23 protein-coding genes and 1 pseudogene are annotated in these 20,379 nt (G+C 70.5%); 17 read left to right on the top strand and 7 right to left on the bottom strand.

The window, feature by feature from the left end:
• The first annotated feature begins 29 nt into the window (after nucleotides 1-29).
• Complete coding sequence (locus tag AB8M46_RS38815) at nucleotides 30-434, top strand: hypothetical protein (protein WP_037344708.1); 405 nt, start codon at nucleotides 30-32, stop codon at nucleotides 432-434.
• Here AB8M46_RS38815 and AB8M46_RS38810 read toward each other — a convergent pair.
• The gene (locus tag AB8M46_RS38810) at nucleotides 431-1,099 is read right to left on the bottom strand and encodes a 2-C-methyl-D-erythritol 4-phosphate cytidylyltransferase (RefSeq protein ID WP_394363442.1); all 669 of its coding nucleotides are present in this window, start codon (nucleotides 1,097-1,099) and stop codon (nucleotides 431-433) included. The genes AB8M46_RS38815 and AB8M46_RS38810 overlap by 4 nt on opposite strands.
• 93 nt (nucleotides 1,100-1,192) lie before the next feature.
• Between AB8M46_RS38810 and cobT the strand changes: the two genes are divergently transcribed.
• On the top strand, nucleotides 1,193-2,269 hold the full coding sequence (gene cobT / locus AB8M46_RS38805) for a nicotinate-nucleotide--dimethylbenzimidazole phosphoribosyltransferase (RefSeq protein WP_037344704.1): 1,077 nt from the start codon (nucleotides 1,193-1,195) through the stop codon (nucleotides 2,267-2,269).
• A 93-nt stretch (nucleotides 2,270-2,362) separates the two neighbouring features.
• Here the strand turns inward: cobT and AB8M46_RS38800 are convergent, their stop codons facing one another.
• The gene (locus tag AB8M46_RS38800; protein WP_037344703.1) at nucleotides 2,363-3,466 is read right to left on the bottom strand and encodes a branched-chain amino acid aminotransferase; all 1,104 of its coding nucleotides are present in this window, start codon (nucleotides 3,464-3,466) and stop codon (nucleotides 2,363-2,365) included.
• 117 nt (nucleotides 3,467-3,583) lie between these two features.
• Between AB8M46_RS38800 and AB8M46_RS38795 the strand changes: the two genes are divergently transcribed.
• Nucleotides 3,584-3,895 carry a hypothetical protein gene (locus AB8M46_RS38795; RefSeq protein WP_037344702.1) on the top strand — a complete coding sequence of 104 codons (312 nt, stop codon included), beginning with the start codon at nucleotides 3,584-3,586 and terminating at the stop codon, nucleotides 3,893-3,895.
• Here AB8M46_RS38795 and AB8M46_RS38790 read toward each other — a convergent pair.
• Together AB8M46_RS38790 and AB8M46_RS38785 are read right to left on the bottom strand one after the other, a co-directional pair.
• Nucleotides 3,892-4,518, bottom strand: a complete 627-nt coding sequence (locus tag AB8M46_RS38790; protein WP_125735350.1) for a DUF402 domain-containing protein — start codon at nucleotides 4,516-4,518, stop codon at nucleotides 3,892-3,894. The genes AB8M46_RS38795 and AB8M46_RS38790 overlap by 4 nt on opposite strands.
• A complete protein-coding gene (locus tag AB8M46_RS38785) occupies nucleotides 4,511-5,380 on the bottom strand; it encodes a hypothetical protein (protein WP_394363409.1) in 870 nt (289 codons plus the stop codon). The genes AB8M46_RS38790 and AB8M46_RS38785 overlap by 8 nt, the downstream gene beginning before the upstream one ends.
• A gap of 132 nt (nucleotides 5,381-5,512) precedes the next feature.
• On the opposite strand from AB8M46_RS38785, the gene AB8M46_RS38780 reads away from it, so the two are divergent.
• The 3 genes from AB8M46_RS38780 to AB8M46_RS38770 all read left to right on the top strand — a co-directional run bounded on the left by AB8M46_RS38780 (nucleotide 5,513) and on the right by AB8M46_RS38770 (nucleotide 8,568).
• Nucleotides 5,513-7,015, top strand: coding sequence for a leucyl aminopeptidase (locus AB8M46_RS38780; RefSeq protein WP_037344699.1), 1,503 nt, complete (start codon nucleotides 5,513-5,515; stop codon nucleotides 7,013-7,015).
• Between the two features lie 83 nt (nucleotides 7,016-7,098).
• Nucleotides 7,099-8,082, top strand: a complete 984-nt coding sequence (locus AB8M46_RS38775) for an SMI1/KNR4 family protein (RefSeq protein ID WP_394363408.1) — start codon at nucleotides 7,099-7,101, stop codon at nucleotides 8,080-8,082.
• A gap of 33 nt (nucleotides 8,083-8,115) precedes the next feature.
• Nucleotides 8,116-8,568, top strand: a complete 453-nt coding sequence (locus AB8M46_RS38770) for a GNAT family N-acetyltransferase (RefSeq protein WP_394363407.1) — start codon at nucleotides 8,116-8,118, stop codon at nucleotides 8,566-8,568.
• A 7-nt stretch (nucleotides 8,569-8,575) separates the two neighbouring features.
• Here AB8M46_RS38770 and AB8M46_RS38765 read toward each other — a convergent pair whose 3' ends face one another.
• Nucleotides 8,576-8,920, bottom strand: a complete 345-nt coding sequence (locus AB8M46_RS38765) for a hypothetical protein (RefSeq protein ID WP_037345665.1) — start codon at nucleotides 8,918-8,920, stop codon at nucleotides 8,576-8,578.
• A gap of 214 nt (nucleotides 8,921-9,134) precedes the next feature.
• Here AB8M46_RS38765 and lpdA point away from each other — a divergent pair, with 214 nt between their 5' ends.
• The 8 genes from lpdA to AB8M46_RS38725 all read left to right on the top strand — a co-directional run bounded on the left by lpdA (nucleotide 9,135) and on the right by AB8M46_RS38725 (nucleotide 16,753).
• The gene (gene lpdA, locus AB8M46_RS38760; protein ID WP_037344695.1) at nucleotides 9,135-10,508 is read left to right on the top strand and encodes a dihydrolipoyl dehydrogenase; all 1,374 of its coding nucleotides are present in this window, start codon (nucleotides 9,135-9,137) and stop codon (nucleotides 10,506-10,508) included.
• 56 nt (nucleotides 10,509-10,564) lie between these two features.
• Nucleotides 10,565-12,331, top strand: coding sequence for a 2-oxoglutarate dehydrogenase, E2 component, dihydrolipoamide succinyltransferase (gene sucB / locus AB8M46_RS38755; protein ID WP_394363406.1), 1,767 nt, complete (start codon nucleotides 10,565-10,567; stop codon nucleotides 12,329-12,331).
• Nucleotides 12,332-12,542: 211 nt separating this feature from the next.
• Nucleotides 12,543-13,625, top strand: a complete 1,083-nt coding sequence (locus tag AB8M46_RS38750; protein WP_394363405.1) for a serine hydrolase — start codon at nucleotides 12,543-12,545, stop codon at nucleotides 13,623-13,625.
• Nucleotides 13,626-13,647: 22 nt separating this feature from the next.
• Entirely contained in the window at nucleotides 13,648-14,148 is a 501-nt protein-coding gene (locus tag AB8M46_RS38745; RefSeq protein ID WP_037344687.1) for a helix-turn-helix transcriptional regulator, read from the top strand.
• A gap of 14 nt (nucleotides 14,149-14,162) precedes the next feature.
• Nucleotides 14,163-15,047 carry a TIGR01777 family oxidoreductase gene (locus AB8M46_RS38740; protein ID WP_394363404.1) on the top strand — a complete coding sequence of 295 codons (885 nt, stop codon included), beginning with the start codon at nucleotides 14,163-14,165 and terminating at the stop codon, nucleotides 15,045-15,047.
• Nucleotides 15,044-15,658 carry a phosphatase PAP2 family protein gene (locus AB8M46_RS38735; protein ID WP_394363403.1) on the top strand — a complete coding sequence of 205 codons (615 nt, stop codon included), beginning with the start codon at nucleotides 15,044-15,046 and terminating at the stop codon, nucleotides 15,656-15,658. The genes AB8M46_RS38740 and AB8M46_RS38735 overlap by 4 nt, the downstream gene beginning before the upstream one ends.
• 10 nt (nucleotides 15,659-15,668) lie before the next feature.
• Nucleotides 15,669-16,412 (top strand): lipoyl(octanoyl) transferase LipB, encoded by a 744-nt coding sequence (gene lipB, locus AB8M46_RS38730; RefSeq protein ID WP_037344680.1) that lies wholly within the window; start codon nucleotides 15,669-15,671, stop codon nucleotides 16,410-16,412.
• Between the two features lie 59 nt (nucleotides 16,413-16,471).
• A complete protein-coding gene (locus AB8M46_RS38725; protein ID WP_378428889.1) occupies nucleotides 16,472-16,753 on the top strand; it encodes a hypothetical protein in 282 nt (93 codons plus the stop codon).
• 63 nt (nucleotides 16,754-16,816) lie between these two features.
• On the opposite strand, the gene AB8M46_RS38720 is transcribed toward AB8M46_RS38725, so the two are convergent.
• Nucleotides 16,817-17,752, bottom strand: coding sequence for an LLM class F420-dependent oxidoreductase (locus tag AB8M46_RS38720; protein ID WP_394363402.1), 936 nt, complete (start codon nucleotides 17,750-17,752; stop codon nucleotides 16,817-16,819).
• 24 nt (nucleotides 17,753-17,776) lie between these two features.
• Nucleotides 17,777-18,394 carry a TetR/AcrR family transcriptional regulator gene (locus AB8M46_RS38715; RefSeq protein WP_016336085.1) on the bottom strand — a complete coding sequence of 206 codons (618 nt, stop codon included), beginning with the start codon at nucleotides 18,392-18,394 and terminating at the stop codon, nucleotides 17,777-17,779.
• A 132-nt stretch (nucleotides 18,395-18,526) separates the two neighbouring features.
• Here AB8M46_RS38715 and AB8M46_RS38710 point away from each other — a divergent pair, with 132 nt between their 5' ends.
• The 3 genes and pseudogenes from AB8M46_RS38710 to AB8M46_RS38700 form a co-directional block, all read left to right on the top strand.
• The gene (locus tag AB8M46_RS38710; protein ID WP_378429261.1) at nucleotides 18,527-19,057 is read left to right on the top strand and encodes a hypothetical protein; all 531 of its coding nucleotides are present in this window, start codon (nucleotides 18,527-18,529) and stop codon (nucleotides 19,055-19,057) included.
• A 43-nt stretch (nucleotides 19,058-19,100) separates the two neighbouring features.
• Entirely contained in the window at nucleotides 19,101-20,057 is a 957-nt protein-coding gene (locus AB8M46_RS38705; protein WP_394363401.1) for an oxidoreductase, read from the top strand.
• Between the two features lie 37 nt (nucleotides 20,058-20,094).
• Nucleotides 20,095-20,379 (top strand): annotated as a pseudogene (locus tag AB8M46_RS38700) (lipoyl synthase); the annotation flags it as partial.

Below are 20,379 nucleotides of genomic sequence, written 5' to 3'. Positions count from 1 at the left end.
GAAGTTCCCGAAACCCGTTGGGGGGCTCGATGAACCATCTGAGCATCGACGAACTGCTCGAAGAGCTTCGAAGACGCCGGTGGGTCGTCTACATCTTCGGCCCCCGGGAGGAACCGGAGGTCTGCGCCGCGGTGTTCCAGTGGGACACCTGCGCCGACGTCCTCATCCTCCGCGGGGAAGAACGGGCGAGCGCCTTCCGCGTCACCACGGTCGCCGACACCGACGTCTTCCGGCCCGCGCTCGTGTCCTGGCAGTACCACTCGACGGCCGACTGGACCCTGCGCGCCGTGCTCACCATTCCGCCGCCCGGCGACACCGCCGCGCCGATCCAGCTGCTGCAACCACATCCGGACTGCGTGATCCCGATGGAGGCACGACGACCGGTCACCGTCCTGCCCGCCATACCGACCAAGGCCGACCAGGGAGATCCCTAACCTCGGCCGATCACCTGCTCGGCGACAACGAGGTCGTGCGGGTAGGTGATCTTGAGGTTCTCCGCGCTGCCCGGAACCCACCGCACCGGCAGCGCGGAGAACCTTTCCATGCACGAAGACGTGTCCGTGCCGACGAAACCCTCACGCTCGGCCGTTTCGTACGCTTCGAGCAACGGGGCGGCGCGGAAACCCTGTGGTGTCTGCACCCTGATCGCTCCGGGCAGCGCGCCGGAAACGGTCTCGCCGTCGACGCGCACGATGTCGTCCGCCGCGACGCCGGGCACCGCTCCCCCGTGGCGCCGCGTGCCGTCGAGGACGTCCGCGATCAGTTCCGGAGTCACGAGCGGGCGGGCCGCGTCGTGCAGCAGTACCGCGTCGATCTCACCGCTCTCGATGCGGGAAGCCATGTGGCGCAAGGCGTTCAGCTCCGAACCCTGCCGGGTCGCGCCGCCGTGGACGAGTTCGACCTCGCCCGGATGCGCGGCGAGCACCTCGTGCGCGAGTTCGGTGTCCTGCGGCCGGATGACCAGCACGAGCACGTCGATTCCGGGCACGCGCGCGAAGGCGTCGAGCGACCACGCGACGACCCGTTTGCCCGCCACCGGCAGATAGACCTTGTTGAGCTTGGCGCCGACCCGGGTACCCGCTCCGCTCGCGAGCACCACTCCGGCGGCCTTCGTCTGAGCCACAGGCAACTCTGGCACAGCCGGGTGGGTAGGTTGGGCCCGGCCACCAAAGCGATCCGAAGGGGCAGGGCGTTGGACGACGAAAACCTCGAGTTCGCCGAAGTCGAGCAGCCTGATGAACACGCGCGTTCGGCGGCGATCGCCCTGCACACGAAACTGATCAAACCGGCCGGTTCGCTGGGCAGGCTCGAAGAGCTGGGCGTTTGGGTCGCGGCCTGCCAGGGCCAGTCGCCGCCGCGGCCGTTCACGCGGCCGCGGGTCGTGGTGTTCGCCGGTGACCACGGTGTCGCCGCGAAGGGCGTCTCGGCTTATCCGGGTGAGGTCACCGCGCAACTCGTCGGAAGCATGCTGACCGGCGGCGCGGCCATCAACGTCCTGGCCGCCTCGGCGGGCGCGAGCGTCCGGGTCGTCGACATGGCCGTCGACAGCGACGCCCCCGCGACGCGGTCGATCGGCGAGTTCAAGGTGCGGCGCGGATCCGGCTCGATCGACGTCGAAGACGCGCTGACCGACGAAGAGGCGCGTGCCGCCGTCCGCGCGGGCCGGGCGATCGCCGACGCCGAGGTCGACGGCGGGGCCGACCTGCTCATCGCGGGCGACCTCGGGATCGGGAACAGCACCCCGGCCTCGGTGCTGGTCGCGGCGCTGACCGGCAGCGAACCGGTGGCCGTCGTCGGCCGTGGTTCCGGTATCGACGACAACGCCTGGATGCGCAAGGCCGCGGCGGTCCGTGACGCGCTGCGGCGGGCGAGGACCGTGCTGGCCGACCCGGTCGCGCTGCTGCGCACCGCCGGCGGCGCGGACATCGCCGCGATGGCGGGCTTTCTCGCGCAGGCCTCGCTGCGGAAGACGCCGGTGATCCTGGACGGCCTGGTCGCCTCCGCGGCCGCGCTGGTCGCCGAGGAACTCGTCCCCGGCGCGCGGCAGTGGTGGACCGCGGGCCAGCGCGGCGGCGAACCCGCGCACGCGCTGGCACTGGAGCACCTCGACCTGGAGCCGATCCTGGACCTGGACGTCCGCCTCGGCGAGGGAACGGGCGCCGTCGCGGCCCTGCCGCTGGTGTTCATGGCGACGCGGGTGCTCGCGGAGATGGCCACACACGAGCAGGCCGGCGTCAGCGGCCCCCTGATCGAGACCCCCGCCACCTGACCCCGCCCGCATTTAGTCCTCTAAATGCGAAAGTCCGTGAAGGCCTCCTTCCCTACGCTCAAGGTAGGGAAGGAGGCCTTCACGGACTTGGGCTCAGCCCAGCGGGTACATCCAGCCTTCCGGAGCCGGGCGGGTGCCCTCCTGGATCCCGGTCAGCGCGCCGCGCAGCTTCATCGTCAGCTCGCCGGGCTGCCCGCCCGCGACGGAGAACTCGCCGCCCGCGTGCTTCACGTGCCCGACCGGCGTGATGACCGCCGCGGTCCCGCAGGCGAACACCTCGGTCAGCTCGCCCGAAGCCGCCGCCTTCTCCCACTCGTCGGTGGAGACGCGGCGCTCCTCGACCTGGTGCCCGAACGACTTCGCCAGCTCCAGCAGCGACTTGCGGGTCACGCCCGGGAGCAGCGAACCGGTCAGTTCCGGCGTCACGACGCGGGCCTCGTCGCCGGAGCCGAAGACGAAGAACAGGTTCATCCCGCCCATCTCCTCGACCCAGCGCCGCTCGACCGCGTCGAGCCACACGACCTGGTCGCAACCCTTCTCCACGGCCTGCGCCTGCGCCACGAAGGACGCCGCGTAGTTGCCCGCGCATTTCGCCTCGCCGGTGCCGCCGGGGACGGCGCGCACGTACTCGGTCGAGAGCCACACGCTCACCGGCTTCACACCACCGGAGAAGTACGAGCCGGCGGGCGAGCCGATCAGCGCGTAGAGGTACTCGTTCGCGGGCCGGTTGACGCCGAGCCCGGCCTCGGTGGAGATCATGAACGGCCGCAGGTACAGCGACTCGCCCGGCTTCGTCGGGACCCAGCGGCTGTCGACCGCGATCAGCTCGCGGATCGAGTCGAGGAAGGTCTCCACCGGCAGCTGCGGCATGGCGAGGCGCTCGGCCGAGTTACGGAAGCGGATCGCGTTCGCGTCGGGGCGGAACGCCGCGATCGTGCCGTCGGGCTGGCGGTACGCTTTGAGGCCTTCGAAGATCGCCTGGCCGTAGTGCAGCACGGAGGTGGCCGGGTCGAGCGACAAGGGCGCGTACGGCCCGACGGTCGCGTCGTGCCAGCCCTGCTCGGCGCTCCATTTCACGGTCACCATGTGGTCGGTGAAGTGCAACCCGAAACCGGGTGCGGCCAATACGTCCGCGACGCGTTCCGGGCTCGCGGGGCTCGGGTGCGGGAGGTGGCTGAACTGCGTCGAGGTCGTCATACCCAAGACGATAACGCTTGGTCGGACCCACGTTAGTCGGACGTCCGCATATCTTTACCTCCCTCGATCTGTCCGTCACGACGAACACGGGAGGGGTCGCGCCCCTAGGATGGCGGCGTGACGTACAACCAGATGCAGCCCGCTCACCCGGCCGCTCCCGCCGTTCCCGGCAAGGGGGCCGACGTCAAGACCTTCGTGACGGCCGTGCTGCTCACCTTCGGCACCGGCGTGCTGATGATGGACGGCTGGGCCCTGCTCGACAGCGGCTTCGGCGCGTTCCTCGGCCTGATCGCCGGTTTCTTCGGCATCTTCTGGTGGAAGCACATCCACGGCAAGGTGTTCCCGCGCGAGCTGTCCACCAAGTCGGTGGTCGTCCTCACGGTGATCAACGTCGTGCTGGTGCTGCTCCTGCTGTTGCAGGTGAGCTAGAGCAACCCGTCGGGGAGGCCGGGCGCGGGCCAGTCCGGGTCGGGCCGGAAGTCGGTCCACGTCCCGTCGAAGGGAAACGCCCCGGCGTCCGCGAGTGCCCCGATCCGCTCGCCCTCGGCGCGCAGGCGTTCGAGCTGACCCGCGGTGATGCGGCCCGCGAGGACGGCCTCCTCGGCCTCGTCCTCGTCCTTCCACTGCCAGCGTCCGCCAGGTTCCACGGCGACGTCGAGGATGCCGTCGATCCGGTCGGGACCGGACGGCGTGCGCCCCAGCGGGACCTCGAGGTTGACGTACCAGTTCAGGAAGTGGCCGTCGGCGTCGAAGAACCACCAGACCGACGACCATTCGTCGTCGGCGATGCGGCGCAGCGTCGACGTGTCGCGCCAGAAATCGGCCACGCGCACCCTCGGCACCCGGAACCGCTCTTCCAAGGGCGCTTCACGGAAAAGCCGTCCGTCGGCGAGCCTGCTGCCGACGATCGGGGTGTCCGCGGGCAGCCAGCCGAGCAGCACGGTGCCGTCGTCGGCGATGACGCGCAGCGGATGGTGCTGGCCGATCGAGCCGTCCGGTCGCAGGAAACGTTCGACGACCGTGTCGCCCGGGGTCCAGAGAGGATCATGCACGCCTTGAACGGTCACTCTCCGAACGGTACCGACGGGCGCGGACCCGCAGAACCAGTTCGGCGAGCGTTCCCACTCCCGCGAGCGCGAGGGCCACGACCGGCCCAGCGAAGAAGGCGGCGACGGCCACGATCAGTCCACAAGCGAGTGTCGCCTTCGGACGTTCCGGGGAAAGCCGTTCCCTGCCCTCGGTGAAGGCGTCGACCGCGACGGGCACGGTCGCCACGGCGGCCACCACGGTCAGCACCGGCAGCAGCGAGACCGCGTCGGCCGCGGCGAGGAGCTCGCGGAACGAGGTCGCCGAAAGCCCCAGCCGGATCGGTCCCAGCTGGTAGAGGGCGACGGCCGTGATCGCGACGGCCACCGCGCCCACGGCGGCCGCCCGGCCCGCGCCGTGGCGGCGGGGCAGGAGGAACGGCAGCAGGACCAGCACGGCGAGGCCGAGACCGGGTACCGACGGCGGATCCGGCGCGATGAACTGCGCCAACGGCGGGATGCCCACGCAGATCGCGATCAGCGACGCGGCGGCGGCCAGCGACAGCCCGGTGACCCAGCGGGCGGCGTAGTCGCCGAGACGGACTCCGGCCAGGTCGGCGACGGTCACCACGACCGCGAACGCCGCGGCGGCGGCTCCCGGCGCGGACGGGAAGAGGTACTGCCCGAACGTCGTCGCGAAGACCAGGACCAGGCCCAACCGTGAAACGCAGCCCGCGATCCGCTCGGGCCGGGTGTCACCCAATGCCGGCAGCAACGCCTCCGCCGCGACGGCGAGGACAGCCGCGACGACGACCGCGGCGAGTACCCAGTAGTCCGCTCCAGAGGTGCCCACCGCCAGGGCGATGAGCAGACCGCCAGCCAGTCGCACGCCGTCGCCCTTCCAGTTCGTCCAGTCACCTGCTCGGCCCCGCTGTTCCCCCAGGTCCCACTGTCATTAGCATGGCTCACGATCCAACCGGGCGGCCGCCCGGTACCACCGCGAACGCGCGAGGAGCCAGAAGTGACCGTGCCGAAGCTTGCCCTGACCGAGAACGCCGAAGCGGCGCTTGCCAAGACGCGCGCCGACGTCGTCGTCATCGGCACCCTGCAGGGTGAAGACGGCCTGGCGCTCGCCGCCGGCTCCTCCGTCGCCGACGCCGCTTTCGACGGCAAGCTCGCCGAGGTCCTCGGCACCCTCGGCGCCTCCGGCAAGGCCGACGAGGTCGTCAAGGTACCGACGCTGGGCAAGCTGTCCGCCGGTGTCGTGCTGGCCGTCGGCCTCGGCAAGGCGGGCGCGGACGGTGTCACCGCCGAGCAGGTCCGCCGGGCCGCCGGTGCCGCCGCGCGGGCGCTGAGCGGGACCGACCGCGCGTTCGTCACGCTGTCGGCGATCGATCTGCAGGCCGCCGTCGAGGGCACCGTGCTCGGCGCCTACAACTTCACCGAGTACCGCTCCGAGAAGGGCGACGGCCCGGTCGCGAAGGTCGACTTCGTCAGCCCCGAAGAGGGCACCGCCAAGGACCACAAGGCGACGCTGAAGGCCGCCGGCCTGATCGCGGAGTCGGTCATCATCGCCCGCGACCTGATCAACACCCCGCCGAACGACCTGTTCCCGGCCTCCTTCGCCGACCGCGCGAAGACGCTGGCCGAGGCGAACAACCTCGACTTCGAGGTCCTCGACGAGAAGGCGTTGAAGCGCAAGGGCTTCGGCGGCATCCTCGGCGTCGGCGGCGGTTCGTCGCGGCAGCCGCGCCTGCTGCGCATCGCCTACAAGCCCGCGAAGGCGTCGAAGAAGGTCGCGCTGGTCGGCAAGGGCATCACCTTCGACTCGGGCGGCATCTCGATCAAGCCCGCCGCGAACATGGACCACATGACCTCGGACATGTCGGGCGCGGCCGCCGTGCTCGCCTCCGTGGTGCTGGCCGCGAAGCTGAAGTACCCGCTCGAGGTCGTCGCGCACATCCCGCTGGCGGAGAACCTGCCTTCGGCCACCTCGTACCGGCCGGGCGACGTGCTAAGCATGTACGGCGGCAAGACCGTCGAGGTACTCAACACCGACGCCGAAGGCCGTCTCGTGCTGGCCGACGCGATCGTGCGCGCGGGCGAGGAGAACCCCGACTACCTGATCGAGACCTCGACGCTGACCGGCGCGCAGGTCGTCGCGCTCGGCAACCGCACCGCGGGCGTCATGGGCTCGGACGAGTTCCGCGACCGGATCGCTTCGATCGCGCAGGCCACCGGTGAGGGCGGCTGGGCCATGCCGCTGCCGGAAGAGCTGCGCGCCGACCTCGACTCGCGTCTCGCCGACCTGGCCAACGTCACCGGGCACCGCTGGGGCGGCATGCTCGCGGCGGGCATCTTCCTGCGCGAGTTCGTCACCGAGGGCCTGCCCTGGGCGCACATCGACATCGCGGGCCCGTCGTTCAACACCGGCGGCGCGTGGGGCTACACCGGCAAGGGCGGCACCGGCGTCCCGGTCCGCACCATCGCCGCCGTCCTCGCGGACATCGCCGCGAACGGCTGATCCTTTTCGCGCGTGAAGGCCCCCTTCCCTCGGCGCAGCAGAGGGAAGGGGGCCTTCACGCGCTTTATGGCAAGGTCGGTGCCGTGGACAGGGACGCGTATCTCGAAGGCGCGATCAGGGACGTGCTCAGCGGGGACGACGCGACGCTCGACGACCGGATCGCGCACGCGGCACTGCTGTTCGCCGCGTCCGGGGCGATGGCGGACGCGGACCGGCTGGTCACGCACTGGCACGCGCTCACCGAACGACCCGTCACGACGCTGATCCCCGGTGCCGTGCAAGCCCGCGCGTGGGCGATGCTCTTCGAAGCGCGGGGAGCACACCCGAACTGGGCCGCGGCGATGATCCCGCTCGATCTCGACGCCGAGGAACGCGCCCACGACGACTACCTCGCCCGGCGCGTGTCCGATCTCGACGGTCTGCTCGGCGGCTCCCCGATCGGCGAGGCCGTGTCGCATCTCGGGCCGTCGCGGCCGGATCGGTTGCGTGAGGCCATCGCGCGAGGCGACCTGGACGGCTGGGCCGAGATCGCGTCGCGACAGGGCCGCCCCGACGTCGCCGTGCTCGCCGCGACCCGACGTCTCGCGCCGCGACTCGCCGCCGGCGCGGACCCGCTCGGGCTCGGCGACTGGACGGAACTCTGCGCCGGGGCGCTGGTCGCGGCCCTGTACGAGCGCTACCCGCCCGACACCGGCTCGTGGCGCGAAATGATCGGGGGCATCCTCCGGCTGCGCGGCGGAGGCACCGCTCCCCCGGCGGCGTCGCTCCGCACCATCGACGCGGCCGAGGCGCGGCTCGGGCTCCGGCTGCCCGACGACTACCGCGAATTCCTCCTGACCTGCGACGGCCTACCCGCGGACGTCGTCTTCCCCCGACTGCTCGGGACGGCGGAACTGCGCGCGGAAGGCGGTGTCGTGGTGATCTCGGATCCGGCCGTCGTGCTGCTGACGTCCGCCGGCGAGCAGTGGCGGACGGTCGAGATCGACCCGGCGCTGGGCACGACGGTGCATCCGACGTTCCGGGCGCTGCTGGAGCGGCACTTGCTCCTTTTGGCGCAATCTGCGTGAAATCCGCGGAAGCGCGTCGTTAGCTTCGCGACCATGACCGCACTCACGCTCACGAAGATCACCCGGGACAACGTCGGCGCCGCCTGCGCGATCGCCGTCGAACCACATCAGGAGTCCTACGTGGCCCCAGTGGTCCGGTCACTCGCCGAGGCCTACGCGCAGCCCGAAGTCGCCTGGCCGCGGTTGATCCTCGCCGACGGGGAACCGGCCGGATTCGTGATGGGCGCGTTCGATCCGGACTGCCCGATCGACTACTTCCGCTGCGGGCTCTGGCGGCTCAACGTCGCGGCGGGACGGCAAGGCAAGGGCTACGGCCGATTCGCCGTCGAGGCCGTCCTCGACGAGGCTCGGCGCCGTGGCCATCGGCGGGCGACGACCCTCTGGGTTCCTGGCGAGCACAGTCCGGAGGCGTTCTACCTCCGGCTCGGCTTCCGCGACACCGGCACCGTCCACGACGGACAGCACGTCGGCGAGATCGACCTCTGACCCCGCCTCAGGCTTCGCCGCGCTTCTTCCGCTCGGTGTACTCCCGCATCCGCTTCGGGTAGCCGACCCGCGCCACCTCGTACACGGGGATCGACCGTTTGTGACCGAACTGCTGCGCCGCGTCCAGGCTCTCGATCCGGCGCCGGGTCCACTCACCGTCATGGGCGATCAGGACGACGGTGGTCTCGGTGACGTTGGTCTTCGGCTCCACGTACGCCTCGACACCGGTCCGTGACGACGCCCAGTCCTCAAGATGCTTGAAGTCGTTTGAAGAGGCTTTCCGCAGCGTACCGGGCTTTTGCCCGCCCTTAGAGCGCCGGCGCAGCGAGTCGAACAGACCCACTCCGACCACCTCACTTCCCATTCGCGTCCGATGTCCATTATCCCGACGCGGGCGTGTGCTCAGCGTGGCGGTCCGCGTGGACCGTGTCCCGTGGGTCACAGCACGCGGCCTAGGTCGCAGCCTCTCCACACGTAGTGACAAGATGGCAAGTGTCCGCGCGCGCGTATACCGCGCGGAGCGGCGCCAGAGCACCACCCCTACCGCTTGCCGAGGAGTTATTGAAGTGACCGACACCTCCGCCGACCTTGTGATCCTGGGTGGCGGATCGGGCGGCTACGCCGCCGCGTTCCGCGCGGCCGAGCTGGGCCTTTCCGTCACCCTGATCGAAAAGGACAAGCTTGGCGGGACGTGCCTCCACCGAGGCTGCATCCCGACCAAGGCCCTCCTGCACGCGGCGGAGGTCGCCGACGAGACCCGTGACGCCGAGACCTTCGGTGTGAAGGCCGTGCTGGAAGGCATCGACATCGCCGGCGTCAACAAGTACAAGGACGGGATCATCTCGCGCCTGTACAAGGGCCTCCAGGGCCTGGCCAAGGCGCACAAGGTGAACCTCGTCGAGGGCACCGGGACGTTCGTCGGCGGCACGACCGTCGAGGTCGACGGCACCCGCTACACCGGCAAGAACGTCATCCTCGCCACCGGTTCGTACTCGAGGACGCTGCCGGGCCTGGAGCTGGGCGGGCGCATCATCGCCAGCGAGCAGGCGCTTTCGCTGGACTACATCCCGAAGAAGGCCATCGTCCTCGGCGGTGGTGTCATCGGTGTCGAATTCGCGTCCGTCTGGGCGTCCTTCGGCGTCGACGTCACCATCGTGGAGGCGCTGCCCCGCCTGGTCCCGAACGAGGACGAGTACGCGTCCAAGCAGCTCGAGCGCGCTTTCCGCCGTCGCAAGATCGCCTTCAAGACCGGCGTTCGGTTCACCGGCGCCAAGCAGGACGACAACGGCGTCAGCGTGTCGCTGGAGTCCGGCGAGACGCTCGAAGCCGACCTGCTCCTGGTCGCCGTGGGCCGCGGCCCGAACTCGGCCGGGCACGGGTACGAGGAGGCAGGCGTGAAGATGGAGCGCGGCTTCGTCCTCACCGACGACCGCCTGCGCACCAACCTGCCGAACGTCTACGCCGTCGGTGACATCGTCCCCGGCCTGCAGCTCGCGCACCGCGGGTTCCAGCAGGGCATCTTCGTCGCGGAAGAGATCGCCGGCCAGGAGCCGCGCGTGATCGACGAGAGCGGCATCCCGCGCGTCACCTACTCGCACCCCGAGGTCGCTTCGGTCGGCCTGACCGAGTCGCAGGCGAAGGAGAAGTACGGCTCCGACGTCACCACCTTCACCTACGACCTCGGCGGCAACGGCAAGAGCCAGATCCTCAAGACCTCCGGTGGGGTCAAGCTGATCAAGGCTCCGGACGGCCCGGTCGTCGGCGTGCACATGGTGGGCGACCGCGTCGGCGAGCTGATCGGCGAAGCGCAGCTGATCTACAGCTGGGAGGCCTTCCCCGAGGACGTCGCCCCGCTCATCCACGCGCACCCCACGCAGACCGAGGCCCTCGGTGAAGCGTTCCTCGCCCTGGCGGGCAAGCCGCTGCACGTCCACAGCTGACGTCTCACCGTCGAAGAACCAGACCAAGCAAGACATATCAAGGGAGTCAGCGAACGATGGCCTACTCCGTCACGTTGCCGGAGCTCGGTGAGAGCGTCACCGAGGGCACCGTCACCCGGTGGTTGAAGCAGGAGGGCGACACCGTCGAGGTCGACGAGCCGTTGCTCGAGATCTCCACGGACAAGGTCGACACCGAGGTCCCGTCCCCGGTCGCCGGCAAGGTCGTGAAGATCAGCGCGCAGGAAGACGAGACCGTCGAGGTCGGCGGCGAGCTCGCCGTCATCGACGACGGGACCGGCGGCGTGCCGGAGTCCTCCGGTTCGGCCGAGCCGGCCGCCGAAGAGGCGCAGCCCGAGCCGGAACCCGAGCCCGCGAAGGAAGAGGCCTCCGCGCCGTCCCAGCCGGACACCGCGCCGGCTTCGGGCGGCGAAGGTACCGAGGTGAAGCTGCCCGAGCTGGGCGAGAGCGTCACCGAGGGCACCGTCACCCGGTGGCTCAAGCAGGTCGGCGAGAGCGTCGAGGTCGACGAGCCGCTGCTCGAGATCTCCACGGACAAGGTCGACACCGAGGTCCCGTCCCCGGTCGCCGGCACCGTGCTGGAGATCCGCGCCGGCGAGGACGAGACCGTCGAGGTCGGCGGTGTGCTCGCGGTGATCGGTGCCGCCGGTTCCGCCCCGGCCCCGAAGGCCGAGCCGAAGCCGGAACCCAAGCCCGAGCCGAAGCCGGAGCCCAAACCGGAACCGAAGCCCGAGCCCAAGGCCGAAGCGGCTCCCGCGCCGAAGCCCGCCCCGGCTCCGCAGGCCGCTCCGGCCCCCAAGGCCGAGGCGCCGAAGCCGGCGGCGAGCAGCGACAACGGCTCGGACAACGCGCCGTACGTGACGCCGCTGGTCCGCAAGCTCGCTTCGGAGCACGGCATCGACCTGTCGTCGCTGTCCGGCAGCGGCGTCGGTGGCCGCATCCGCAAGCAGGACGTGCTCGCGGCCGCCGAAGCCAAGCAGAAGGCCGCCCCGGCTCCGGCCGCGCAGCCCGCTGCCGCCGCCCCGGCCGCCGCCGCCCCGTCGGCTCCGCGCAAGGCCGCGGTTTCGCCGGAGCTCGCGGCTCTGCGCGGCACCGTGCAGAAGGCCAGCCGGATCCGCCAGATCACCGCCACGAAGACCCGCGAGTCGCTGCAGGTTTCCGCGCAGCTCACGCAGGTCCACGAGGTGGACGTCACGAAGATCGCCAAGCTCCGCCAGCGGGCGAAGGCGGCCTTCAAGGAGCGTGAGGGCGTCAACCTGACGTTCCTGCCGTTCTTCGCGAAGGCCACCGTCGAGGCGCTCAAGCAGCACCCGAACGTCAACGCGTCCTACAACGAGGACACGAAGGAGATCACCTACCACGGTGCGGTGCACCTGGGGATCGCGGTGGACACCGAAAAGGGTCTGCTGTCGGTGGTCATCCACGACGCGGGGGAGCTCAGCCTCGCCGGTCTCGCGCACCGCATCGCCGACCTGGCTGGCCGCGCGCGTTCGGGCCAGATCAAGCCGGACGAGCTGTCGGGTGGCACCTTCACGATCACGAACATCGGCTCCAACGGCGCCCTGTTCGACACGCCGATCATCGTGCAGCCGCAGTCCGGCATGCTCGGTACCGGCGCGGTCGTGAAGCGCCCGGTCGTGATCGCGGACGCCGACGGCAACGACACGATCGCCGTCCGGTCGATGGCGTTCCTGCCGCTGACCTACGACCACCGCCTGGTGGACGGGGCCGACGCGGGCCGCTTCGTCACGACGATCAAGCAGCGTCTGGAAGAGGGCAACTTCGAGGACGAGCTCGGTCTCTGATCCTCCGGTGGTCCGTGAAGGCCCTCGTCCCGCTTCGGCGGGGCGGGGGCCTTCGCCTTTCCCTCCCCTCTCCCCTCCCGCATTCCGTCCTCTGAATGCGGTCGTTGGCATGACGAACTACCGCATCCAGAGGACGAAATGCGGGAGTTTGACAGCCACCGTGAACTCTAGTATTCCGGAATTACGGAAAACAAGAGGGAGGGTGTTGACCATGCTGACCAGACGCCATCTGCTGGCGGGTGCCGCCGCGGGATCGGCCGCGCTGCTGCTGCCGGGGACCGCGAGCGCGGCCCAGCCGGACACGACGACCGGACAGGGCTGGCTCGACTGGATCGCCGCGCACCGGCACGACGTCTCCGTCCTGATCGACGACGGCGCCGGCCACCGGGCCGCGCGCAACCCCGACGTCCGGCGCGTCATGGCCTCGTCGATCAAGGTCGTGCATCTCAGCGCGTACGCCGTCGCGGTCGCCGAAGGCAGGCTCGATCCGAAGGAACAGATCCGGATGGGCGACTGGGACGCCCACCACCCGTTCGTAGGCGATGGCCGCGCGCACTTCCTGGCGCTCAACCGGCTGGGTGTCCCCTGCGACGACTACGGCGTCGCCAAGGACCCCGAGCAGCGCGTCCCCCTGGCGAGGCTCGCCGAAGCGATGATCTTCTTCAGCGACAACGCCGCCACGGACTATCTCCGCACCCGCCTCGGCGACCCGGCCCTCCAGCGCGCCGCGGCGCGGGGCGGCTGGTTCCGGCCGGACACCCGTTCGCTCGGCGGCGAGGTCCTGATGCTGATCATGCCGGAGTACGCGCCCCCGCCCGGTAGCCCCGTCGCGGTCCGCCGGGCGATGGGTGACGCGGTCGCGCGCCGCTTCGTCCGCGATCGGGCGTTCCGCGCCGAAGCGCTCAGGCGCTGGCCGGACATGCCAAGCACCCCCGACACCCAATGGCCGTGGATCAAGGGACACGGCCAGGGCTCGGCGGCGGATCTGTTCGCGCTGCACCGCGCTATCGCGAACGGGCTGTACCCGACCGCGCGCGAGATCCTCGCGAAACCGCTCGCGGACCGCGTGCCCGCCGGAGCGAGCGAAGTGCTCTTCAAGGGCGGAAGCCTGCCGCGCTCGCTGACCACGGGACTTTCCGTCCGCTGGCCCGGCGGGCGTTCGGGTACCGCGGCCATCCTGTTCACCGGCGTCAGCGATCAGGACATCGCGAACGCCCCCGTGCTCCTCGACGTCTTGCTCGCGGCATTGTCCGATCCGGCGCGCTTCGCCGCCCTGGAACGAGCGCTCCGCTGAGGCGCAGGTATAGATAGCCGGTATGGACGCTGAGCTCGCCGACCGGATCGCCGCCCTCGAAGCCCGGGTCGCCGCGCTCGAAGGACGGCACGGCGAGCACGAGGCCGAGCAGGCGGTGAGTCCCGGCGGGATCGTCGGCTACCACGGCGAGCTGACCGAGCCCCTCGAGCTGAGCTGGGCGATCACCATCACACCCGGTCCGATGCTGGGATTCGAGGACGGGCCGCGGGTCGAGGTGCTCGCGGCCCTGTCCAGCACGGCGCGGGTGGCACTGGTGCGGACGCTGGCCGAGAAGGGCGCGCAGACCGCGCCCGCCCTGCAGGAGGCCGCCGATCTCGGGTCGCCCGGCCAGCTTTACCACCATCTCAAGGCGCTGACCGGCGCCGGGATCGTCGAGCAGGACAAGCGCGGCAGTTACCGGCTTCGTCCCACCGCGACGATCCCGGTGCTGGTGCTGCTGACCGCCGCGTCGGACGTCGCCGGGCAGCTGAAGAACCTGAGCGTGCGACCGGATCGCGGATAGGACACGATCGGATCATGCGAGTTCTGATCGCGGGCGCGAGCGGACTGATCGGCAGCGCCCTGACGACCCGGTTACGCCGTTCCGGGCACGAGGTCGTCCGCCTCGTCCGCCGGGAGGAGCGGGCCGCCGACGAACGCCGCTGGGATCCCCCCGCGGGCGAGATCGCCGACGGCGCGCTCGACGGCGTCGACGCGGTCGTGAACCTCGCGGGCGCGCCGCTGCTGCCCGGACGCTGGAGCGCGGCCCGCAAGCAGGTGCTCCTCGACAGCCGGGTCGAACCGACCGAGGTCCTCGCGGAAGCCGTCGCCGAACACGGGATCCCGGTGCTGGTCAACGCTTCCGCCGTGGGCTACTACGGCGATCCCGGTCCGTCCCTTGTGGACGAAACGAGCCCGGTGGGCCGCGGTTTCCTCGCCGAGCTCTGCACCGCGTGGGAAGGCGCCACCGAGTCCGCGGCCACCGCCGGAGCCCGCGTAGTGCGCATCCGCACCGGGCTGGTGCTCGCACGCGACGGTGGGCTCCTCGACGTCCTGCGGCCGCTGTTCCGGTTGGGGCTCGGCGGGAAACTCGGGGACGGCAAGCAGTACATGCCCTGGATCTCGCTCGACGACGAGGTCGGCGCGATCGTTTTCGCGCTGGAGAACGAATCGCTGTCGGGCGCGGTGAATCTCTCCGGGCCACAGCCCGCCACGAACGCCGCCTTCACGAAGGCACTGGGCCGCGCCGTGCACCGGCCGGCGATCTGGCAGGTTCCCGGGTTCGCCATGAAGATCGCCCTCGGGCAGGCGGCGGAGGAGATGGCGCTGTTCGGGCAGCGCGCCATGCCGCGTGCGCTGGAGGAGGCGGGATACTCCTTCCGCCATCCGACCCTCGAGGACGCGCTGGCCGCCGCGACATGACCTTGCAGCGCGGGCTGTACACCCTCGCCGGGATCCTGCTGCTGGTCGGCTTCGTCACACTCGGGCTGTCCGTCGACGAACGGCCACCGCCGGTGGACGTCGCCCTCGCCGACGCGTTCCGCGACCAGTACACCCGGCCCGCCGGGCAGGTGGCGGGCCTGGTCACGCACGTCCTCGGCCCGGTGCTGCCGTTCGCGCTGGGCGCCGTGCTGGTGGTGATCGCCTGGCGCCGCCGGGACCTGACCGTCCTGTGCGTCAAACTGGCCGTCGTCCTGCTGTCGTGCCGCATGACCAGCCTGATCGCGAAACCGGCCTTCTACCGGGAACGGCCACGCGAATTCCCCGATCTGAGTTACCCGAGCGGGCACGTCGTCGCCGTCGCGTGCACGGGATTCGTCGCGGTGCTGCTGTGCGCGTGGACCCGGCCGCGTCTCGCGCGCCTGGCGATCACGATCGCCGTCGCCGCGACGGTGCTCGGCGCCCTCTGCCGCATCGTGCTGGGCGTGCACTGGCTGACCGACACCGCGGGATCCGTACTCGCGGTGGGTGGCGTCGGCCTGATTTCGGCGGCCTGGCTGGGCCTGCTCCCCCTGCCGAAAGACCCGGCGTAGTGTCGCTGACGTGAGCTCTTCGACCACGTCATGCCGTGCCGCCACCGAGCCCGTCGACGTCCGCGAGATCGGGACGATCGACTACACCGAAGCCTGGGAACTCCAGCGCCGCCACGTGACAGCCCGTGCCGACGGCGAGGGTCCCGACACCATGCTCCTGCTGGAACACCCGTCGGTGTACACGGCGGGCAAGCGCACCGAAGCCGAGGACAGGCCGACCGACGGCACCCCGGTGATCGACGTCGACCGCGGCGGCAAGATCACCTGGCACGGGCCCGGCCAGCTGGTCGGGTACCCGATCGTCAAACTCGCCGACCCGATCGACGTCGTGCACTACGTGCGCCGTCTCGAAGAGGCCCTGATCACCGTCTGCGACCAGCTCGGCGTGCACACCGGCCGGGTCGAGGGCCGCAGCGGCGTCTGGATCCCCGCAGACGACCGCGGCCCGGAGCGGAAGATCGCCGCGATCGGCATCCGCGTCCAGCGCGGCGTGACCATGCACGGTTTCGAGCTGAACTGCAACGCCGACCTCGGCGCCTTCGACAAGATCGTCCCGTGCGGCATCCGGGACGCGGGCGTGACGTCGCTTTCCTACGAGCTCGACCGCGAGGTCACCGTCGCGTCGGTGCTGCCGATGGCGCGGGAAGCCGTCCTCGCGGCGTTGGAAGGCGAGCTGGCGGTGAGCGACGAGCGCTGGCTGCCGCGCCCCGAAGCCCCGGCCGCCCCCGGCGTCACTTTCGCTCTGCAGAGCTGATTCCTGTGCCAAGCTCCCAGTAGGGCCGCGGAAGCGCCGCGGCCCCACTGGGAGGAATCATGCGCAGAATCGCGTATGCGGCGGTGGTCGCGGCCGCCGTCGGCGGACTGCTGGCCACCCCCGGCGTCGCCTCGGCGGTGCCACCGGGCTGCTGGACCGAGACCAACGGCTCGACCTGGGCCGCGGGCTTCTGTCCGAGCGGGACCTACAAGGTCGTCGTCCAGTACTGCCGGGTGCACTGCACCCGGGAAGAGGGCTACCCGGCGGTGAACGGCAACCCTTCGGGTGTCTCGTTCAGCCCTGGCGGCTCCATCGCCAGTGTGGACGTCGAATACGTCTAGAAGCGCGTGAAGGCCCCCTTCCCTCGGCTGAGCCGAGGGAAGGGGGCCTTCACGCGCAAAGCGTCAGTCCAGCTGAGGAGCGACCTCGGAAGCGATCAGCTCGACCTGGTCCAGATCCGAAAGGTCCAGCAGCTGCAGGTAGAGCCGGGTGATCCCGGTCTTCTCGCGCCACTGCCCGACCTTCTCGACGACCTCCGACGGCGTCCCCGCGAGCCCGTTCTCCCGCAGCTCGGACACCTCGCGCCCGAGCACCGAAGCACGCTTCGCGACCTCGGCGTCGTCACGCCCCACGGCGACGACGAGCGCGGCCGACCGGATGATCTCCTTGGGGTCGCGGCCGATCTCGCGCGCGGCGGCGTCGACGCGGCCGAACTGCTCGGCGGCGAAGTCCGGGCCGACGAACGGCAGGTTGAACTCGTCCGCGTAGCGGGCGGCGAGCGCCGGGGTGCGCTTCTTGCCGCCACCACCGATGATCACCGGCGGCCGGGGCCGCTGCGCCGGCTTGGGCAGGCCGGGCGAGTCGACGAGCTTGTAGTGCTCGCCGTCGAAGGAGAACGTCTCCCCCTCCGGCGTCTCCCACAGCCCGGTGACGACGGCGAGCTGCTCGGCGTAGCGGTCGAAACGTTCCTTGATCGGCGGCAGGTCGAGGCCGTAGGCGGTGTGCTCGTCGTCGTACCAGCCCGAACCCAGGCCGAGTTCGACGCGGCCGCCGGACATCTGGTCCACCTGCGCGACCGAGATCGCGAGCACCGACGGATGCCGAAAGGTGGCGGCGGTGACGAGCGTGCCCAGCCGCACCCGGCTGGTCTCACGGGCGAGACCCGCGAGGGTGATCCACGCGTCGGTCGGCCCCGGCAGCCCGGTCGCCGAACCCATCTTCAAGTAGTGGTCGCTGCGGAAGAAGGCGTCGTAGCCCGCGTCCTCGGTGGCCTTCGCCACCCGGAGCAGGTCATCGTAGGCGGCCCCCTGCTGGGGCTCGGTAAAGATCCTGAGGTCCACGCCGCCACCCTAGCCAGGGCTCGGTCAGCTCGCTTTCCCGTGCTCGGCGGGCGGGACACGGCGGAAGCCGACGAGCAGCCGCACCAGTACCTCCTCGACCTGGGCACTGACCTTCTTCGGCTCGGGCGACGAAGCGATCTCGATCGCCGCGCTCGACAACGCGCCGAACAGCAGCCGCGCGGTGACGTCCACTGGGACGTCGTCGACCTCGCCGACCTCGATGAGCGACTGGATCCCGGTGCGGACCAGGCCGAAGCTGCACCGCTCCTCCGCCTCGCGCCAGCGTTCCCAGCCCATCACCACCGGCGCCTCGTGGATCGCGATGCGCTGGTACGCCGGGTCGAGGCAGCTCTGCAGGAAGCCGCGCAATCCCGCGAGCGCGCGCTCCCACGGCGAGGCCGGGCCGTTCATGATCTTTTCGAGCCGGTCGAAGACCTGGCTCTCCACCGTGTCGAAGGCGGCCTCGAACAGCGCCTGCTTCCCACTGAAATGGTGGTACAGCGCGCCTTTCGTCACCCTGGCCCGCTTGGCGATCTCGTCGAGAGACGTGCCGGCGTAGCCGCGTTTGGTGAACAGCTCGACGGCACTCTCGACGAGCGCCGACCGGGTGGACTCGGAATAGTCCAGCCGCCTTGACCTCATTGTCGCCACCTTCACAACTTTACGCCGCAGGTCCCGCTCCATACTCATGGTATGTTGGCTGCTGTCAGGTCCGTACCGGGAGTATGCCGCAAACCTGCGGTATGAACCGGGTCACGGAGGGGAGCCCACATCATGAGCTGGAACGACTTCTACCAGCGGCGCGACATCCTCGAAGCCGCACTGCGCCAGGCGGGTCACCACCCGTCCGACGCCATCTCACTCGAAGAAATCCCCGGCGCCACCAAGTACTTCGCGACCGAAGAGGAACTTCTGGTCGCGCTCCGGTACAAGTGGAACCAGGTTTTCGCCGGTCACCTCCGCGCCGAGATGACCGATCCGGACTACGCCGACCAGGACCTCGCGCTCGACCGCGTCGAAGCCGTCACCCGCGCCTGGAACAGCGCCATCGCCGAACACGAGACCCTCCGCGCCGTTCTCGACGCGGCCCTCGAGCGGTGCCCCGCGCTGATCCCGTCGCACGAAGCCGAACTGCGCACGCTCGCGCTGACGGCGGGGCTGGCCGACGGCAAGGAACCGGTCGACGAGATCACCCAGGTCGGCAGCGCGTTCGCCACCCTGCTCCGGCACGGACGGCACGCGAAGCCCGCCCGCCGCCGCAGCCCCATGGGTCACCTGCTCCGGTTGCTCGCGCCGAGCGCCTGATCCGGCGTAGCGGCCCCGCCGACGATGTAGTTAGGTGACCGACATGGCTGCTCACGCGCGCTGGACCGAGGCCGACATCCCGGATCAGACCGGCCGGACCGTGTTCGTCACCGGCGCGAATTCGGGGCTGGGGTTGCGGATGTCCGAGGTGCTCGCGGGCAAGGGGGCCCGCGTGCTGCTCGGCTGCCGGTCGCCGGAGCGTGGCGCCAAGGCGCTGGAGCAGGTGCGCGCGGCCGCGACCGGGGACGCACCCGAGCTCGTCCGGCTGGATCTCGCCGACCTCGACTCGGTCCGCGAGGCCGCGAAGAAGGTCCAGGAGCTGACGGGCGGCAAGCTCGACGTCCTGGTCAACAACGCGGGCGTGATGGCGACCCCGCGCGGCCACACCAAGGACGGTTTCGAAACCCAGTTCGGCACGAACCATCTCGGGCACGCGGTGCTGACCTGGCTGCTGATGCCGTCACTGCGCAACGGTTCGGGAGCGCGCGTCGTCACCTTGTCGAGTATCGCGGCGACAGGCGCGCGCATCGACGTCGCCGACCCGAACTTCGAACGCCGGATGTACAACCCCGGCTCCGCCTACGGCCAGTCGAAACTCGCCAATCAGGTGTTCGCGCTCGAACTCGACCGCAGGCTGCGCGCCGCGGGAGAGAACGTCATCAGCGTGGCGGCGCATCCCGGCTACACCTGGACCGGACTCGGTTCGGGGATGGCCCGTTCCTACCGCAATCCGGTGGTGCGCGCGCTCGTCGCCGGGGGCAACCGGATCGGCGAGATCTTCATCGCGCAGAGCGCCCGCCAGGGCACGCTCCCGCAGCTGTTCGCGGCGACCTCCCCGGAGGCCGAAGGCGGCGATTACATCGGCCCTCGCGGGCTCGGCGGACTTCGCGGCGCCCCGGTCAAGGTGCGCCCGCTGGCCGCCGCGAGGAGCGAATCGCTCGGCGCCGCGTTGTGGGATCTGACCACCAAGTTGACGGGCGTCACCCCCGACCCCGCGTGAGCGGCGACCACTGCTCCGGCGGGCGTAGGGTGACGGTGTGAGTGCTGCCCCAGATGGCCGCAAGCTGTTGCGGCTCGAGGTCCGGAATTCCCAGACTCCCATCGAAAAGAAGCCGTCGTGGATCAAGACGCGCGCCCGGATGGGTCCGGAGTTCACCGAACTCAAAGGCCTGGTGCGCCGCGAAGGCCTCCACACCGTCTGTGAAGAAGCCGGCTGCCCCAACATCTACGAATGCTGGGAAGACCGTGAAGCCACCTTCCTGATCGGTGGCGACCAGTGCACCCGGCGCTGTGATTTCTGCCAGATCGACACGGGCAAGCCT

Source organism: Amycolatopsis sp. SB7-3 (genome assembly GCF_041021335.1).
Taxonomy (GTDB): domain Bacteria; phylum Actinomycetota; class Actinomycetes; order Mycobacteriales; family Pseudonocardiaceae; genus Amycolatopsis; species Amycolatopsis japonica.
The sequence above is the reverse complement of the archived record's forward strand: the minus strand, read 5'-3'. Positions and strand labels throughout refer to the sequence as shown.